This is a genomic window from Pararhizobium gei, from assembly GCF_029223885.1.
GTDB classification, from domain to species: domain Bacteria; phylum Pseudomonadota; class Alphaproteobacteria; order Rhizobiales; family Rhizobiaceae; genus Pararhizobium; species Pararhizobium gei.
In genome coordinates this window covers 1,284,774-1,302,588 of sequence record NZ_CP119409.1, presented here as the reverse complement: position 1 = coordinate 1,302,588, position 17,815 = coordinate 1,284,774, and the positions used below count along the sequence as shown (strand labels likewise).

15 protein-coding genes are annotated in these 17,815 nt (G+C 60.3%); 6 read left to right on the top strand and 9 right to left on the bottom strand.

Going from position 1 to position 17,815, the window contains the following annotated elements:
- Positions 1-9 precede the first annotated feature (9 nt).
- The 5 genes from PY308_RS06080 to PY308_RS06060 form a co-directional block, all read right to left on the bottom strand.
- Complete coding sequence (locus PY308_RS06080; protein WP_275789254.1) at positions 10-987, bottom strand: magnesium transporter CorA family protein; 978 nt, start codon at positions 985-987, stop codon at positions 10-12.
- 323 nt (positions 988-1,310) lie between these two features.
- Entirely contained in the window at positions 1,311-2,507 is a 1,197-nt protein-coding gene (gene apbC, locus PY308_RS06075; RefSeq protein WP_275789252.1) for an iron-sulfur cluster carrier protein ApbC, read from the bottom strand.
- A gap of 479 nt (positions 2,508-2,986) precedes the next feature.
- The gene (locus PY308_RS06070; RefSeq protein WP_275789250.1) at positions 2,987-3,742 is read right to left on the bottom strand and encodes a LuxR family transcriptional regulator; all 756 of its coding nucleotides are present in this window, start codon (positions 3,740-3,742) and stop codon (positions 2,987-2,989) included.
- Between the two features lie 132 nt (positions 3,743-3,874).
- Positions 3,875-4,615, bottom strand: coding sequence for a helix-turn-helix transcriptional regulator (locus tag PY308_RS06065; RefSeq protein WP_434064203.1), 741 nt, complete (start codon positions 4,613-4,615; stop codon positions 3,875-3,877).
- 197 nt (positions 4,616-4,812) lie between these two features.
- A complete protein-coding gene (locus PY308_RS06060; protein ID WP_275789246.1) occupies positions 4,813-5,628 on the bottom strand; it encodes an IclR family transcriptional regulator in 816 nt (271 codons plus the stop codon).
- Between the two features lie 145 nt (positions 5,629-5,773).
- Between PY308_RS06060 and PY308_RS06055 the strand changes: the two genes are divergently transcribed.
- The 5 genes from PY308_RS06055 to PY308_RS06035 all read left to right on the top strand — a co-directional run bounded on the left by PY308_RS06055 (position 5,774) and on the right by PY308_RS06035 (position 9,820).
- A complete protein-coding gene (locus tag PY308_RS06055; protein WP_275789244.1) occupies positions 5,774-6,544 on the top strand; it encodes an SDR family NAD(P)-dependent oxidoreductase in 771 nt (256 codons plus the stop codon).
- On the top strand, positions 6,544-7,464 hold the full coding sequence (locus tag PY308_RS06050; protein ID WP_275789242.1) for a 2-dehydro-3-deoxygalactonokinase: 921 nt from the start codon (positions 6,544-6,546) through the stop codon (positions 7,462-7,464). The genes PY308_RS06055 and PY308_RS06050 overlap by 1 nt, the downstream gene beginning before the upstream one ends.
- Positions 7,465-7,474: 10 nt before the next feature.
- Positions 7,475-8,107, top strand: a complete 633-nt coding sequence (locus tag PY308_RS06045) for a 2-dehydro-3-deoxy-6-phosphogalactonate aldolase (protein WP_275791031.1) — start codon at positions 7,475-7,477, stop codon at positions 8,105-8,107.
- A 2-nt stretch (positions 8,108-8,109) separates the two neighbouring features.
- Entirely contained in the window at positions 8,110-8,994 is an 885-nt protein-coding gene (locus PY308_RS06040) for an SMP-30/gluconolactonase/LRE family protein (protein ID WP_275789241.1), read from the top strand.
- 211 nt (positions 8,995-9,205) lie between these two features.
- Positions 9,206-9,820, top strand: coding sequence for a PRC-barrel domain-containing protein (locus PY308_RS06035; RefSeq protein WP_275789239.1), 615 nt, complete (start codon positions 9,206-9,208; stop codon positions 9,818-9,820).
- A 54-nt stretch (positions 9,821-9,874) separates the two neighbouring features.
- Here PY308_RS06035 and PY308_RS06030 read toward each other — a convergent pair whose 3' ends face one another.
- Positions 9,875-11,923, bottom strand: a complete 2,049-nt coding sequence (locus tag PY308_RS06030; RefSeq protein ID WP_275789237.1) for an NADH:flavin oxidoreductase — start codon at positions 11,921-11,923, stop codon at positions 9,875-9,877.
- 27 nt (positions 11,924-11,950) lie between these two features.
- Positions 11,951-13,504, bottom strand: coding sequence for a trimethylamine methyltransferase family protein (locus PY308_RS06025; RefSeq protein WP_275789235.1), 1,554 nt, complete (start codon positions 13,502-13,504; stop codon positions 11,951-11,953).
- A gap of 90 nt (positions 13,505-13,594) precedes the next feature.
- Here PY308_RS06025 and PY308_RS06020 point away from each other — a divergent pair, with 90 nt between their 5' ends.
- Positions 13,595-14,521 (top strand): LysR substrate-binding domain-containing protein, encoded by a 927-nt coding sequence (locus PY308_RS06020; protein ID WP_275789233.1) that lies wholly within the window; start codon positions 13,595-13,597, stop codon positions 14,519-14,521.
- Here the strand turns inward: PY308_RS06020 and PY308_RS06015 are convergent.
- On the bottom strand, positions 14,504-15,865 hold the full coding sequence (locus tag PY308_RS06015) for a putative bifunctional diguanylate cyclase/phosphodiesterase (protein ID WP_275789231.1): 1,362 nt from the start codon (positions 15,863-15,865) through the stop codon (positions 14,504-14,506). The two genes, PY308_RS06020 and PY308_RS06015, sit on opposite strands and share 18 nt — an antisense overlap.
- Positions 15,866-16,009: 144 nt before the next feature.
- The gene (locus PY308_RS06010) at positions 16,010-17,734 is read right to left on the bottom strand and encodes a response regulator (RefSeq protein WP_275789229.1); all 1,725 of its coding nucleotides are present in this window, start codon (positions 17,732-17,734) and stop codon (positions 16,010-16,012) included.
- Positions 17,735-17,815: the final 81 nt, after the last annotated feature.

Below are 17,815 nucleotides of genomic sequence, written 5' to 3'. Positions count from 1 at the left end.
TCCGGGCTGTTACAGCCAGCCTTTCCAGCGAAAGAAATAGAACGGGATAACGGCAGAGAGCGCCATGGCGACGATCGCCATCGGATAGCCGTATGTCCAGTGCAGTTCCGGCATGAACTCGAAATTCATGCCGTACAACGATGCTACCAGTGTCGGCGGCAGAAAGACCACCGACGCGATCGAGAAAATCTTGATGATGGCGTTCTGCTCGACATTGATCAGGCCGAGCGAGGCATCCAGGAGGAAGGTGATGTTGCCGGAAATGAACGAGGCATGCTCCGACAGCGACTGGATGTCGCGCGAAATGGCCCGGCAAAGCTCGACAGTCTCCTTGTTCTGCTGAACGGAGGGGACCGTGTAGATAAATGTCAGCACGCGAGACAGCGAGGCAAGACTGTCCCGTGTTTTTGCCACCAGACGATGGTGGGATGCGACATCCATCAGCTTTTCTTCGAGATAGTGCGGCGGCCGGCGCTTGCCGACAGTGCGGTCGCCGAAAACCTGAATAGACAATGCGTCGATCCGTGCAACGGCGATCTCAAGAATTTCCGCAGTGCGATCGATAATGGTTTCGAAGAGACGCACCGCCAAGATTGTCCCGCTTCCGCACCCCCCCGGAATGCGATGCATCGCCGCCCTGAAGAGTTCGAATGCCCTTGGCTCTTCGTAGCGGACGGTGATCAGCAACCCCTGCGTGAGCACGAACGCCACATCCGTCAGATTGGGCAGGCTGGTCTCGGCCTTGCAGACAAGCGATGCGGTCATGAAGACAGCATTTTTTGACGTATACAAACGACTGGAGGGCTCGATGTCCTTGAGGTCTTCCCGCGTCGGGACCTCGATGCCGAGCAGTTGCTCGACCATAAGGTCTTCTGCCTTGTCGGGCCGCAGCATGTCGATCCAGACAATACCAGGAGGCAAGGACGAGAGAGGCTCGCCCACACGCAACGTGACGGCTTCTCCTGTATCGCGATATGCAGTGATCATTCCACCCGTCCCGAGGTGACCGACAGCGATCTGCCTGTTGCCGCCAGGCGGTTGCCGGAAGTCCATGGCGCGCGAAGGCCGACCGGCCCGAACATGCCGATTGATATCAAAGCTGCGCGGGGCAGATCCATGGGGGGCACTTTCGTCGTCTACGACAGAACTCGACCGGGCCACATTTCCGGGCGTCCCGGATGGCCGCACCGCCAGCGACCCCGCGGATGCGGCAGGCATATGGAACATGGTCCGGTCAAAATCAATCGATAAAGTGAAAACGCGTCACAATACTGCCAAAGACGTGAGTAGCCGTGTGGCTCCAGCACCGCTCATTCGAAGACGATAGCGGGCATCGCGCGCGACGTGTCGGCTTTCTGTGCGGAAACCTGATCCCAGACCTTTCGGGCGATATCGCGGTAGACGCGGGTGATTTCGCTGTCCGGCTCGCACGCGACAACAGGGGTACCGGCATCGGAGGTTTCGCGGATGCCCATGGTCAGCGGCACCTCGCCGAGGAAGGGAACGCCAATGCGCTCGGCCTCCTTGCGCGCGCCGCCATGGCCGAAAATGTCATAACGGGCGCCTGTATCGGGAGCGATGAAATAACTCATGTTTTCAACGATGCCGAGCACCGGCACCTCGACCTTTCGGAACATGGCAAGGCCCTTGCGGGCATCGATCAGCGCCAGATCCTGCGGGGTCGAGACGATAACCGCCCCGGCCAGCGGCACCTGCTGCGCCATGGTCAACTGTGCATCACCGGTACCGGGCGGCATATCCACGACCAGCACATCCAGATCGCCCCAGGCGACCTCGCGGAGCATTTGCAAGAGCGCCGACTGGATCATCGGGCCGCGCCAGATCATCGCGACTTCCTCGTCCACCAGAAAGCCCATGGACATGACTTTCAGACCATAATTTTCCATCGGCCGGATTATGCGCCCCTCGATCTGCTGCGGCCGCCCGGAAATCTTCAGGAGACGCGGCATGGAAGGACCGTAAATATCCGCATCGAGGATGCCAACCCGCAGGCCATTGGCCTTGAGGGCGAGCGCCAGATTGACCGATGTGGTCGATTTCCCGACCCCGCCCTTGCCCGAAGCGACGGCGATAATCGCGCCGACGCCGGGAATGCCGGCCTTTGCAGGAGCCGCAGGACGCTGGGCGGGCGCTGCATGCGCATGCCCGACGTGTGAATGTCCGGCATGCGAATGTCCGGCGGAGGCCGAAGACGAAACGGCAGGCCGCCTGACAGGCGCAGATGCGGAGGCCGCTTTCTTGTCCGCCGTCAGGGCGACCATCGCACCCTTGACGCCGGGTATTTCCTTGACGACACGCTCGGCGGCGGCACGAAGCGGATCGAGTTCGCGAGCCCGCTCGGCCGGCACCGTGATCGAAAAATAAACTTTGGAGTCGGAGATGAACACGTCGGAGACAAGGCCCATGTCGACGATATTTCCGTCCATGTCAGGACCGCGGACACTCCGCAATCTGTCGAGCACATGCTCCTTGGTGATATCTGCCACGATCGCTCACTCCTCGCCGGCACCGCCGTTCGCTGCTGTTATCCGCCCGACGCCCATTGAGGCTATAAATCCGGCTGCGCAGCCGGAGCCAAAGGTCACGAACATACGCTTGGTTGTCTAGATAATAGAGCGTGAAGGTTTCGCCAATGAGGACAGCTGAGAAAATGACTGGAAAGGCAAAGGCCGCCTTCTGCCAAAGTGTCCGTACATCCGGGATCACTCTGGCAGAAGACGGCCTTGTCCATCGCGACCTTCAAGGGCGCAGTTTATTCTTACAGTCCCCTCTGGACCTGCGTTTATCAATGCAGGAAGCGTGCCAGTTTGAAAAACCCGCGGAAAAGCCAGTTTCGTCGTTGGCTTTTGCAGCATCGCGTCAGCGAAGATGATTTATTGTGCACATGCGTGAATTCTTTTGGCCGAATGGCGGTTTTTCCGACACTGGCTTTGTCGTGACTGACGAACCACCAGCCGTGCGGCCTCTACGCAATGTAGCCCATCTTCATGGCTTTCACCACGGCCTGGGTCCGGTTGACCGCATCGAGCTTCTTGCTGACATGGTTGAGGTAATGGTTTACGGTGTGCTCCGACAAACCGAGAATGCCTGCAATTTCGGAACTTGTCTTTCCGGCAGCGGTCCAGCTCAAGCATTGTATTTCCCGCTCGGAAAGAGCGACGCCCGGCTGCTTCCAGACCGAACCGATTTCGGTGAGCCGGTTGTAGATATGGATTGCAATCATCTGCAGTTCCATCATCGCGCTCATGGGAATTTCGCTGCGGCCTCCCATCCATATAACCGTGGCGCGGCTTCCGTCGGCGTCGTGGACGGGGAAGTAATTGGCCTGGAAAATCCCGTGTTGCCGCAACAGGGCAATGTAGTCATCCGTCTGCGGCGAGCGGGCGGGCTCCTTTTCCCATTCGTCCACCGTCATCTGGAACGGCGTCGTCGTGTCCCTCAGCTTTCGAATTCCCGTCGAGTATTTCAGGATGGACGCCGCGTCATATCTGCTCATCAGATCGGCCGGCATGTTGGACAGGATCGACGAGGCGGCAAGTTTTTCGGCACCGAAGGCCGGAATGGTGCAAATCAGAAACAATTCGAAACCAAAGATCCGCGTCGTTCGCTTCATATACCGGATGGCATCGAATTGCGTTTCCAGCGCTGCAATATCGGTCGCAAAATCGCCGCCGCGCGACGGCTCTCTTTCCAGGGAATTCAGCATCAGAGCGTCACGCATTCACAATTCCCGCCGGGCAGCCGAGCGCCGTAAATAAAAAGCATATCTGGTCCGCCGGATCGGCTTGGAGACCCATTCATCCCGGCCGCTCCCCTAAGCGTATGCATCTGCCTTTTCACTTCATAAGTCCGGTCAATTTATCAGTCCGGCCCTGATCGCCTTGGCGACGGTCTGCACGCGATTGACAGAATCAAGCTTGCGGGTGGCACGGCTCAGGTAGTGATTGACGGTATATTCCGAAAGCTTAAGAATCTGCGCCATTTCCGTCGTCGTCTTTCCGGCAGCAGCCCAATGCAGGCATTCGATTTCCCGTCGCGACAGACCACCCGGCGGCGCGCGATTCCCGCCGCGAATTTCACCGAGGCGACTGAAAAGGACGGAAGCCAAAAAGGTCAGTTCCTTGATTTCCACACTGCTGGCAACCTCTCGCTCGCCGCCGAACGAAACTGCACCACAGGTTCCGTGGACATCGTGGACCGGGATGTAAACGCCACGCGCCAGACGGACGCTCTCGAAAAGACTGAGAACCGCGCTCGCCTTGCCGTCGGAGCGTCTGCGCGCATCGAACGCCGTATCATAGGTAAAGGGAATCGTGCTGCGGCGCAGCCGTTCGATCACGGGACTTCCCGACATAAGGCTTGCGGCATCATAGCTTTCCAGGAAACCCTTCGGCCAATTGGTCATAACCACGCACTCCGAAAGGCGCCGCGCGGCTCTTGAGGGTACGAGCATCACGAGAAAGCCATGGAAACCATAGGACTTTGCGATATCCTCGAACGCCTTTCGCACATCGGAGTCACGCGTCATGCTTCCCGCGACCCAAAGGTCGGAAGAAAGAGAATATGACAGGCCAGGCCCGCTTAAATCGCCCATGTTCATATTATCCACTCAAGCGTCCAATCAGCCGGCCACGAAAAAGCCTTTTCTTTCATCGGCATGACACCGTATGAGTAAACCGTCGACATCATCCTGACTAGGCGTGCCCGCATCGGCAAGGACAGAATCCGATCTTCTCAAGCTAACCCCGCTTGCTGCCCGCGTCCAGTCGGTTTCCCTAATTAACCATAAAGTCATCGTAACGAGCGCCCCGGCCCCAGACGGACCGTTATCTCTTCACAGATCGTGCGCGCCGCGCGGCGCACCGGCTCCGCCCAGGCCTCAAGTTGCTCCATTGTCAATCGATAGGCAGGGCCGGACACCGATATACCGCCGATGAGACCGAGGTCGGCATCGTAAACCGGCGCTGCGACGCAACGGATTTCCGCCTCATGCTCCTCCCGGTCAAAGGCATAGCCACGCTTGCGCACCTCGTCCAGGTCCTGTTGCAATGCGACAGCGGACAGATGCGTATTGGGCGTGAAACGGTGGAACGAGATCTGACCAAGCGTTTCGGCAAGTTTGCCTTGCGGCAATACAGATAAGGCGGCCTTGCCAAGCCCGGTACAATATAAGGGAGACGCATTGCCAATCTGGGACTGCATCCCCACGGTCTGGCGGCTTTCCACCTTGTCGACATAAATGATTTCGACGCCGCAGAGAACGCCAAGATGGACCGTTTCCCCGGTTTGTTCATGCAGCCGCCGCAGATGGGAGGCTGCCACGGCCCGGAACTGGTTGCCGGACCAGGCGCGGCAGGCGAATTTCAGAAGCCTCAGACCGGGTTCGTAACATAGATCGTTTCCCTGGATCAGAAGCCCTTCTTCGACCAGATGGGACAACTGGCGGTGCAGCGTGCCGCGCGGCTGGCCCGAAAGCGGGAGAATATCGCTGAAGCGCACGGGGACCGGCGACGTCACAACCAGTTCCAGAACGGAAAGTGCCTTACCGAGCGTCCCGGTGACGGACTGACCGTTCCTTTGAGCGGCGGTCGTAATCTCCTGATTCATATGGCATCCCGTCTCACCGGCTATCTCTGTGCCTTGACAAGCTACCAAGGGCCGCGCAATAATTCCACATAATAATACATGGTTCCAAATAATGGAACAAAAGAGCTGACGCCCCGGCCAGGTGTGCGTATTGGGAGTGCAGTTCATGGCCATGGCAGCCGCCCAGTTCTACGACCTTGAAGGCTGTGGCGTGCTTATAACCGGCGGCGGCTCCGGGATCGGCGCCGCGCTGGTGGAGGGTTTTGCACGCCAGGGTGCCAAGGTTGCCTTCATCGACATTGCCGAGGTGGAAAGCCGGGCGCTGGTGGACCGGCTAACGCCGGAGGTTGCACATGTTCCGTATTTTCTCAAAGCCGATCTCCGGAATGTGTCCGATACGGCCTTGACGGTCGATCGCGCCGCCGAGGCGCTGGGGTCGCTTTCGGTGCTGATCAACAATGCAGCCCGCGACGATCGGCAGCCGCTCGAAGAGGTCACCGGGGAAAGCTGGGACGAAAACCAGGCCGTCAATCTGCGGCATATGTTTTTCGTCGCCCAGGCGGCCGTCCCGCATATGCGACGTTCGGGCGGTGGATCCATCATCAATTTTTCTTCGATCGCCTTTATGATGAATATGGGCGACATCCCGGCCTACGCGACGGCGAAAGCGGGCATCATCGGTCTGACCAAATCGCTCGCCGGCCGGCTTGGGCCCGACAATATCCGCGTCAACGCGGTGCTGCCGGGCATGGTGGTGACCGAACGACAGAAGAAGCTCTGGATCGACGATGCCACCATCGCGGCCATGATTGAAAAACAATGCCTGAAACAGGTGCTCGTGGCGGAGGATCTGGTGGGGCCGTGTCTCTATCTCGCCTCCGGTTGCTCGGCACGCATGACGGCCCAGACCATGATTATCGACGGAGGCGTATTTTAATGACGGCAGCATCCTATGCGGCGGTGGACTGGGGAACATCGAGCTTTCGGCTCTGGATCATCGGCGAGAGCGGCAAGGTTCTGGCCGAGCGTCGTAGCGCCGAGGGAATGATTGCAGCTGGCAAAACCGGTTTTTCGACGGTGCTGGAGGCGCATCTGGCGGCCATTTCCGCGCCATCGCACCTGCCTGTCATCATCTGCGGCATGGCCGGTGCGAAACAGGGATGGGCGGAGGCCGGATATCTCGACACGCCGGCACCGCTCGCCGGCATCGTCAAGGCTGCCATCCCGGTCAAGGACGACCACCGCGATATCCGCATACTCCCCGGCCTTGCCCAACGGAACGAGGCCGCGCCCGACGTCATGCGCGGCGAGGAAACCCAATTGCTGGGCGCCATGGCAGAGCTCGGCGGCGGCAGCCATCTGGTTTGCATGCCGGGCACGCACAGCAAATGGGTGCGTATCACCGATGGCACCGTCGAAGGCTTCTCGACCTTCATGACGGGAGAGCTTTTCGACGTCATCGCCAAGCACTCCATCCTCAGTCACGCGGTCGCCGAAGGCGGACACTTCGACAGCACCGATGCCGCATTTCTGGAGGCTGTTGCGCAGGCGGCAAAACATCCGGCGCTGGCCACAAATCTTTTGTTTACCGTGCGCAGCGGCCAATTGCTGCACGGCTTGTCGGCCAAGGCCGCCAAAGCCAAACTTTCCGGCACCATGCTCGGCCTTGAGATCGCCGGCGCGCTGGCAGCCGCCAGACCCACCGGAGACAGCGTGAGCGTGATCGTGTCCGGTGGGCTTACCGAACTCTATCGGGACGCATTGTCCGCTCTCGACCTCAACCCCGCCATCATCGATGCCGACGATGCGGTTCGCCACGGACTTGCCGCCGCCGCAAATGCCATCTGGCCCGCCTGAAGAAAGAAACATCATGCGCATCCCCTTCCCGACAATGAAATACCCGCTGATTGCCATCCTGCGCGGGCTGAAGCCCGAAGAGACGCAAGCCGTCGTCGGCACCCTGATCGAGGCCGGCTTCACGGCCATCGAAATCCCGCTGAACTCTCCCGATCCGTTCCGCTCGATCGAGACCGCGGTAAAGATGGCGCCGGACGGATGCCTGATTGGCGCCGGCACCGTGCTGACCACCGCCCAGGTCGAACAACTCGACAGCGTCGGCGGCAAGCTGATGGTTAGCCCGAACGTCGATCCGGAGGTGATTTCGCTTGCGGCCGCCAAGGGAATGGTGACGATGCCGGGCGTGCTGACGCCGACCGAGGCGCTTCTGGCAGCCAAAGCAGGAGCGACCGGGCTGAAGTTCTTTCCCGCCAGCGTGCTTGGCCCTTCCGGCATTTCGGCGATCCGCGCCATTCTTCCGCCGGACCTGGAGATCGCAGCCGTCGGCGGCGTGTCCGACACGAATTTCGGCGATTATGCCAAGATCGGCATCAGAAGCTTCGGCCTGGGTTCCAGCCTGTACAAGGCGGGCATGGATGCCGCCGAGGTGGGCAAGCGCGCGCGGATCACGATTTCCGCCTATGACGCCGTCTACGGAGCCTGAGGATGACCGACACGATAGCCTTCAATGGCAGGACGCTCTGTGCAACCCCTCTTGAACTTGGCGAAGGCCCGACCTTCGATGCAGCGACAGGCACGGCCTGGTGGTTCAACATTATCGGGCGCGAGCTTCACGAACTGCATCTGGAGAGCGGCCGCAAGACCGTTCATCCGCTTCCCTTTATGGGCAGCGTTCTTGCCGTGATCGATGGCGGCCGGCAACTCATTGCCTCCGATCAGGGTCTGTTCATCCGCGAGACCGCGACCGGGACGCTGAGCGCCTATGCCAGCATCGAGGACAAACCCGGGAACCGTTCGAACGACGGACGGACGCATCCCTCCGGCAGCCTGTGGATCGGCACCATGGGGCGCTCGGCGGAAGCGAAGTCCGGCGCGATCTATCATGTGGCACGGGGAACGGTGACCCGGATTTTCGCCGATATGACCATTCCCAACAGCATCTGCTTCTCGCCCGATGGGGCAACCGGCTATTTCGTCGATACCGATCTCAACCACATCATGCGGGTGCCGCTCGATGCGGCGACGGGCTTGCCCAACGGTGAAGCCGTGCTGTTTGCGGACGAAAGCGGCTCACCCGGCGGCGTGGACGGCTCGGTCTGCGACGCGGAGGGCCTGATCTGGAATGCCCGCTGGGGTGAAGGCGCCATCGATGTCTACCAGCCGGACGGTGTCAAAATTCATCGTTTTGCGGTTCCGGCGACACAATCGAGCTGCCCCGCCTTCATCGGCCCAGCAGCTGACAGGCTGCTCGTCACCACAGCGTTTCAGGGAATGGATGGGGCGGCTAGAAAGGCGGACCCGAATGCCGGGCAGACCTTCGAACTGGGCATTGCCGTGAAAGGGCGCTTCGACGCCGCTTATCTCCTTTGATCCAGTTCAACTCTCAGCTGAAGTCGGGCAATACCGGGCTGTCGTTCGACATTGTGTTCGACCGCAAGGTTATAAAACTCGACGATAAGTTCCGTTGAAGCGCATAAATTTTTAACGGAACCACTTTTGCCTTTTGGCGTTCTTTCAGCATCACCAGTGCGGCGGTGAGACGCCCCGCGCTTTGATCGACTGAACGAAAGGAAGGTTTAACATGACCAAGAAACTCGTAGCATCCGTCGCCGCCAGCGCACTCTTTGCCGGTGTAACGGTCTTCGCCCCCATGAGCTTCGCGCAGGAAACCACACAGCCGGCTGCACAGCCGCAGGCGATCGAAACGCCAATGGCGGCAGAAACCCCGGCAGATGCCAGTAAGCCGGTCGATCAGGCCGCACAGGCAACCCCTGCAGCCGGCTCCGGCTATCTGACCGAACAGGCTGCCGATCAGCTTTCGGCAAACACCTATATTGGCCAGCCGGTCTATAACGCCGCCGATGAAAGCATCGGGGAAATTAATGACGTGCTTTTCACCAAGGACGGCTCCGTCGAGGCTGCTGTTGTCGGCGTCGGTGGCTTCCTGGGAATCGGCGAGAAGAACGTCGCGGTTCCGCTCGACACGATTACGGTCAGCGAAGTGCCGGACTCGGACGACCTGAAGCTCACGACGCAGGAGACCGCTGATACGCTGAAGGCCGCCCCTGAGTTCAAGACAAAGGCTCAGCAGGTCGCGGAAACCAATGCCAACACGCCGGTCGATGGCTCGACCACGTCATCCACGACGCCGGCAACCGATATGAAGCCCGCCGAACAGCCTGCTACACAGCAGTAATTAGGCACTTCATGCCTTTACGAAATGGCAGCGCGCAGGCGCTGCCATTTATCGTTAGAACAACAGCCCGTAACGTAAGCCGTCATAGATCCCGGCATGAATATTGCGGCTTGCGACCGCATCGCCGATGCGAACCAGATCGAATGCGCCGTCAGGATTCTTTAGACCGATCGGGTGCTCCTGGCGGATCAGGGCCTTGTAATCGACCGCGCCCAGGTTTCGCGACAGGGGTTTGAGATCGAAATACAAGTCCGCCATGGCCATCGTGCCATGCTCTACCACCACCTGGGCGACGCGACGCTCACTGTGTGACGATGCCGAATAATCCGAACCCAGAACCGCGACCAGCCCATTGCCCTCGCGCCGGACGGATTTCAGCCGCGTGTTGATCGTGACACGCACATTGTGCTCGGCAAAGGCCTTGGCATAGGGAACGTGATTCATGCCGCCGATCTCCGGCGCGAACATGCGCTCGGGAGAAACGATTTCCAGCTCGACGCCCTGCGCGGCTATCATCTCGGCAGCACTCATGCCGGTATGCGCACCATTGTCATCGTAGAGTAGAACAGGGCCTTCGGGCCTGATCGCGCCGGCAATGATGTCCCAGCTCGACACCACCAGATCGTCGCCCGATTCCAGCGCGGGATTTTGAGCGATGCCCCCGGTTGCGACGACCACGAGATCCGGCTGCCGTTCAAGGATGTCGCCTGGTTCTGCAAAGACATTGTAGTTGATCGGAACTTGCAGGCGTTCCAGTTCCGTAAGGCGCCAGTCGATAATGCCGATCATTTCGCGGCGGCGCGGATTGCGCGCGGCCAGCACCACCTGACCGCCCGCCTCGCCCGTCGCCTCGAGCACCTCCACCGCATGACCGCGCTCGGCAAGCACGCGGGCCGCCTCCAGCCCGGCCGGACCGGCGCCGACGACCACGGCCTTACGCCGCCGCCCGGTGGATCTTGAAATCACATGGGGGATGACCGCTTCCCGGCCCGTCGCGGCATTGTGGATGCACAGCGCACCGCCGCCCTCATAAATCCGGTCGAGACAATAGGTTGCGCCCACACAGGGGCGAATCTGGCTTTCACGACCCTCCATGATTTTGCGGACGATATGTGGATCGGCAATATGGGCACGCGTCATGCCGACCATGTCCAGCTTGCCTTCCGCGACGGCATGGCGCGCCGTTGCCACATCGGCGATGCGGGCCGCATGGAAAACCGGGAACTTGGTGATGCTGCGGATCTCCCCGGCAAAATCCAGATGCGGCGACGCAGCCATCCCCTGAATGGGGATGACATCGTTCAGATGCGCATCGTGATCGATATGGCCGCGGATGATGTTGAGAAAGTCGATCTTGCCGGAGGCGGCGATGCGGCGGGCGATCTCCACACCATCGTTCCTGGATAGTCCGATATCCCATTGTTCGTCGGCGACCATGCGGGTGCCGACGATGAAATCCGGCCCGACGGCCTTGCGCACGGTATCCACCACCAGATTGAAAAACCGCAGCCGGTTTTCAAGGGAGCCGCCATATTCGTCGTCGCGATGGTTGGTCGCCGGAGACCAGAAACCGTCGATGAGGTGCCCATAGGCCTCGATCTCGATGCCATCGAGCCCTGCCGCCTGCATGCGCTGCGCAGCTGCGGCATAGTCTCCGACGATCCGCTCGATATCCCAGTCCTCGATCTCCTTGGGGAAAGCGCGATGGGCCGCTTCCCGCACAGGGGATGCCGACAGAACGGGCAGCCAGTCGCCCTTGTTCCAGCCGGTGCGGCGCCCGAGATGGGTGAGCTGGATCATCACGGCGGCGCCGTGCTCGTGACAGTCGTCGGCGATCTTCTTCAGCCATGGAACGATCTCGTCGGAATAGGCGTAGAGATTGCCGAAAGCGGGTGGCGAATCCTGCGAAACGATGGCCGAGCCCGCCGTCATGGTCAGGGCAATGCCGCCCTTGGCCTTCTCGACATGGTACAACCGATACCGGTCCTTCGGCATGCCGTCTTCCGAATAGGCCGGTTCATGGGCCGTGGACATGATCCGGTTTTTCAGCGTCAGATGCTTCAGCTGGTAGGGCTGCAGCAGGGGGTCTTTGGAAGGGGTCATGCGGTGTTCCGGATGGGTTGCGGCGGTTCAATACCAAGCATCCGCCATTTCGGTCTTGCGCCTATCGACATAGTCCGTCAGAGCGTCGTCGATTGCCACGTCCAGAGGCGGCGCTTCGTAGTCGGCCAGCGTCTTTTTCCACTGTCTGTTGGCGCGCGCGGCCATATCGGTCGAGCCGCCCTCCTCGCTCCATTTTTCGAAGGGCTCGTTGTCGGAGAGGCTGGAATCCCAGAAGGCCGATTGGTAATTGCGCATCGTATGATCGCAGCCGAGAAAATGGCTGCCGGGTCCGACCTGCAGGAAAGCATCCATGGCGAGCGTGTTGTCATCGACCACGACACCGGCGAGATAGGAATGCAGCGCGCCGCAGAAATCCGCATCCATGACGAATTTCTCGTAGGACATGGCGAGCAGCCCATCCAGAAAGCCTGCCGAATGCAGGATGAAGTTGGCACCGCAATGGACCGCCGACAGCATCGACATGACCCCCTCCTGCATGGCCTGCGCATCCGGCAGCTTGGCGTTGGAGAAATTCCCGGCGCAACGCAAGGGCAGTTTCAGCCGGCGGGCCAGTTGACCGATGACCATGGAGCCGATGGCTGGCTCCGGCGTGCCAAAGGTCGGCGAGCCCGATCGCAGCGACATGGAAGACAGGAAATTGCCGAAAATCACCGGCGCACCCTTGCGCTCAAGCTGCGTCAAAGCACAGCCAGCCAGGGTCTCGGCGTAGGACTGGGCGATCGCGCCGGCGTTGGTCACCGGCCCCATGGCGCCGCCCAGAATAAAGGGCACGATAACGGCCGCCTGATTGGCTCGCGAATAGGCGCGCAAAGCCTTCGTCATCGTGCCGTCCCAGACCAGCGGCGAGTTGACGTTGACATTGCCGAGAATGACGCAGTGGCTGTCGACGAATTCGCGGCCGAACAGGATGCGGGCCATATCGATGGAATCTTCCGCCCGATCCTCTGCCGTGATCGAGCCCATGAAGGGGCGATCGGAATATTTGATGTGGCTGTAAACCATGTCGAGATGGCGTTTGTTGACCGGCACATCGACCGGCTCGCAGATCGTTCCGCCCGAGTGATGCAGCCAAGGGCTTGATTGCGCCAGCTTGATGAAATTGCGGAAATCCTCAAGCGTGCCGTAGCGCCGGCCTTTGTCGAGATCCATGACGAAGGGCGAACCATAGGCCGGAGCGAAGACGACGTTTCTGCCGCCGATTTCGACGTTCCGGTCGGGATTGCGGGCATGTTGCGTGAATTGCGCTGGCGCCGTCGCGACCAGTTCGTTGAGCATACCGGGCGCGAAGCGCACGCGCACGCCCTCCACCGTGGCGCCGGCGCTCTTCCAGAGATCGAGCGATGCCGGATCGTCGCGAAACTCGATGCCGATTTCGCTCAAGATCCGATCCGCGACGCGCTCGATTTTCTGGAGACTTTCCTCGCCGAGAATATCATAGGTCGGAATGTTGCGGGCTATATAGGGCACGCCCTTGATCTTTGCCGAAGCGTCGCGCCGGGCCGGGCGTCCCGGGCGGCTGCGCCTTGCCGGTTCCTTGCCTTCAACAGCTACCGTTTCCATTTGCTGCGCTCCTCGTGAGCATCAAAGGCTAGAGTTGAAAAAGCCCGGTGTAACGCTGGAAAAAATCGAGACATGCGATAAGCTGAATTTATGGATACCCTGCGCCGCCTCCTCCCTTCCGCCTCCAGTCTGATCGTCTTCGAGGCGGCGGGGCGGCATCAGAATTTCACCCGCGCGGCGGGCGAACTAGGGATGACCCAGGCTGCGGTCTCCTATGCGATCCGCGCCCTTGAGGAACAGCTCGGCGTGCTTCTGTTCAACCGCGTTCACCGCGCTGTGGAACTCACGGAAGCGGGCGAGAAATTCCATGCCGATGTGTCGCTGGGCCTGTCACGAATCCGCAGGTCGGCGGAAGACATCCGGGCAAAGCGGAGGGAGGGCAATGTGACGCTGGCTGCTTCCACGGCCTTTGCCTCCATGTGGATGCTGCCGCGTTTGACCAGACTGCGGGAGGACCTGCCGGAGATCGACCTCAGGATCCAGACCAGCGTCCGCGATCTCGACCTGGAAGACGAACCCATCCCGCTCGGCGTGCGCGGCGGCGGCGACCCCGCCCACTGGCCGCGCTACCATACGGCACTTCTGGCGCCGGAGGTGATCAGCGCCGTCGCATCCGCCGCCTATGTCGAGGCCAATGGCCTGCCGCAGACGCCGGGCGATCTGCTGCGGCATCCGCTGATCCATCTGGAGGAGCCGGTCAGGCGCGCCTATAGCTGGCAGGAATGGTTCGCCAGCGCCGGCCTTGCCTACCCTGCCCGATCGCGACGACTGACCTTGAACGATTATGTGCTGGTCATCCAGGCGGTGCTTGCCGGCGAAGGCATCGCGCTTGGATGGAACCATCTGATCGAGCAGCAGGTCCGCTCGGGCGCGCTGGTGCCGGTCGGCAACCATGTCCTGAAAACCGATCTCGCCTTCTATGTGGTCTGGCCGCGTTCCCGGGAACTCAATCAGCAGGCCCGGCGGGTCCGGGACTGGCTTCTCGCCCAGGGTAGCGCGCTAGATGGCGACCGATAGGGCGGGCGGCGGCTCGCGGTATTTGTCTGCAAGATAGCGCAGGGTTGCAACGGCATCAGCCGGCTTGCCGTAAAAATAGCCCTGCCCCATGCCGCAGCCCAGTTCCTTGAGCTTGAGGGATTCGGAGAATTCCTCGATGCCCTCGGCAACCACTTCGAGATCGAGACCGTCGCACATGGCGATGATCGCCTTGACGATATGCTCCGACGACCGGTCGGATGAAATACGGGAGACGAAGGCGCGGTCGATCTTGACCTTGTCGAAGGTAAAATCGCGAAGCCGCCCAAGGCTGGACTGGCCGGTACCGAAGTCATCAAGGGAAATCCGCACGCCATGCGAACGCAACTCGCCGATGATCTTCTGGGCGACGTCAGCATCCGCCATGACGGCCGTCTCGGTGATTTCCAGCTCAAGCCGGCGCGGATCGAGGCCGGCGCGATCGATGATCGACAAAATGTTGGAACTGGTCGAAGGATCCATCAGCTGTGCCGAGGACAGGTTGAATGACAGGAAGAGTTCCTTCGGCCAGGTCAGCGCGGTTTTCGCGGCCTTGCGCAGGAGCGTTTCGGAGAGCGCGTCGATAAAGCCGCGCTCCTCCGCGAGCGGTACGAAAATTGAGGGAGAGACGTAGCCCAGATCGGGATCGCACCAGCGCGCCAGCGCCTCGAAGCCGACGACCGTGTCGTTTCTCAGGCTGACGATGGGCTGAAAATGAACGTCCACCTCGTCGCCGATGATGGCATTGCGCAGCGCCTGCTCCAGTTGCGTCGCGCGCTTCATTTCCTGGGCGATTTCCCGTGAATAGACGGTGATCTGGCCCCGGCCGCGGCGCTTGGAGCGATAAAGGGCGGTGTCTGCGCTCTTTAGAAGATCCTCGAACTCATCGCCGGCAAAGGGATAGATGGCAAAACCGAAGGAAGCCGAGAGGCGGACGTTGCGGCCACCGAGATCGAAAGGCGCCGAAAGCACCTCCCTCAGCATCGCACCGACTTTTTCGGCGGCCTTGCGCTCGAACACCAACGGCAGCACGAAGCCGAATTCGTCGCCGCCGGCGCGGATGACGGTCGCACCATCGGGAACGCAGGCAAGCAGCCGGTTGGCGACCTGGCACAGGATCTTGTCGCCGGCATCGGGGCCGAAAAGATCGTTGATCGGCTTGAACCCGTCGAGATTGGCAAGGCCGATGGTAAAAGGTGCCGGGTCACTGGCGCGGGCATCGGCGATCTCCCGCACTTTATCGCGCAGCCGGTATGAATTGCCGAGCCCGGTCAAGGGGTCGGTATAGGCCATTGCATGAAGATCGATCTCACTCACGCGTTGAGACGATTGTTCAGCAGAATTCATATCGCATTCCCGGCATGGGCCCGAAGGCATTGTCAGGATTGAAGATGAATGGAGAGGGTTAAGATTTCGAAAGCAATTCGGGGCCACATCCAATCATGGACCTCCCCAAATCTAGGGGATTGACAGAAATACAACCCGAGGCCGTCAACCGGTCTTTCGCTGCGCCTTCAAGGGAACGAACTTCCGGTAAACCGCTTCGATCATGTCCGGACTGATCGGCTTGGTTATATGCTCGTTCATGCCCGCAGCCCTGCTCTGTTCGATGTCGATATCCAGCGCCTGTGCGGTAACCGCTATAATAGGGGTCTGGCGCGGCAACGACTTTTCCGCCGCCCTTATGGCCCGTGCTGCATCGAACCCGTTCATAACAGGCATGGAGACATCCATCAGCACAAGGTTCGGCCGATGCTCGCGCCAAAGCCGGACGGCCTCCTCGCCATTCACCGCGATCCGGTAACTGATCCCGAGGCCTTCGAGGATCTGGGCGAAGACAAACTGGTTGATCTCGTTGTCTTCGGCGACAATGACCTCGACAGCGGGTACGGGGATGTCATCGGTCTCCACGTCGGGCACGATAATGTCCCAGGCCGCTGGACCGTCATCGATTTCATGTCCGGGCTGCTGACAAAGCGACAGGACGACAGGACGCCACTCGGCCGCCTTCCAGTCTTTCGGAACTGCCATCGACGGCGATGCCGTCCAGCAGGCCAGAACATCCTGCGCTCCGGGCATGCTGCCATCGATGAGGAAAGTCGCGATCCTGATTCCATGTTCGGCACAGGCTCTGAGAAATGCGGCGAGTTCCACCCTGTCATGGACCGCGCATGCGTCGAGCCCCCATCGGCGCAGTTGGGACACCAGCTTCTGCTCGAAAATCGGCGCTGCCGTCATGACAAGCACCCGGTATTTTATCGAAGACTGCGGTTCGACGATCGCGCCGGGCTCGACGAGGTGCTGCATGTCGATGGCCCGGAAGGGGTCATAACAATTTTGCGCCGGCTGGAAGACATCGTAATCCTTGATCGCCATGGCAGACAAAGCCGGCGCCAGTTCTTCCGTGTCTTCGAACCCGGCGACCAGATCGGTCACGTCGTTCATGCAGGTGACGAGCAGATATTTGCCGGGGTCGCCAATGCGGAACTTGCAGGTCACGACCCAAAGGTCCTCGCCGTCAGCCTTGACGATCTGCTCCGGCAGCGTATGAATTTCCCCCGTTTCGAGCGTCGCCCTGTCTGACCGTTCCAGCCGCTCCGCCAGGTCCGATTCGACAAGATCCCATACGGAACGCCCGAGAATCGTCTCTGCCGACATGCCGTGGATCGCGCAAAATGCCTTGTTCACGGCGACATAGTTGAGGTTGCGGTCCTTGACGCAGATTGCGTTGGGAAGACCGTCAAGGATGCCTTCGGTCAGTTCGACGCGTTCGAGATCCTGCTGGATCTGCTCGTCCCGCTTTTTCTGCTCCGAAATATCGGTAATGGAAACGATGCCGAGACCATTGGTCAGACGCCGCTTGCGCACGCTGATGAAGCGCTGGCGGCCGATGCGCTCCACGATGTCGAAACGCTCGCGCCAATGATGGGAGATATGTTCCGAGATCCAGTCGTCCCGGTTGGCATGGCGGCGACTGGTCTCCGGCGCTGTGCCGCTGCGTACACCCGAATCGAAAATGGCGCCAAGAAAGTCCCTCAGCCGTGTGCCGGGTCGGATGAACTGTGCGGGAATTGGATAGAACTGCAGGATCGGCCGGCTCGCATAAATGATCTCGTCGTTCTTGTCACAGACAAGAAGAGCCAATCCGAGAGCGTCCGTCGCCGCCTCGATCACCGATTTCTGGATGTTCGCGTCGAGAGACGCTACATCGTTCATTGCACAGCCCTCATATCGGTGGCTTCGTGGACGGGAAACATGCTGGGCGATTGCACCCGCAAAGGGGCGGCATCCGGCTTC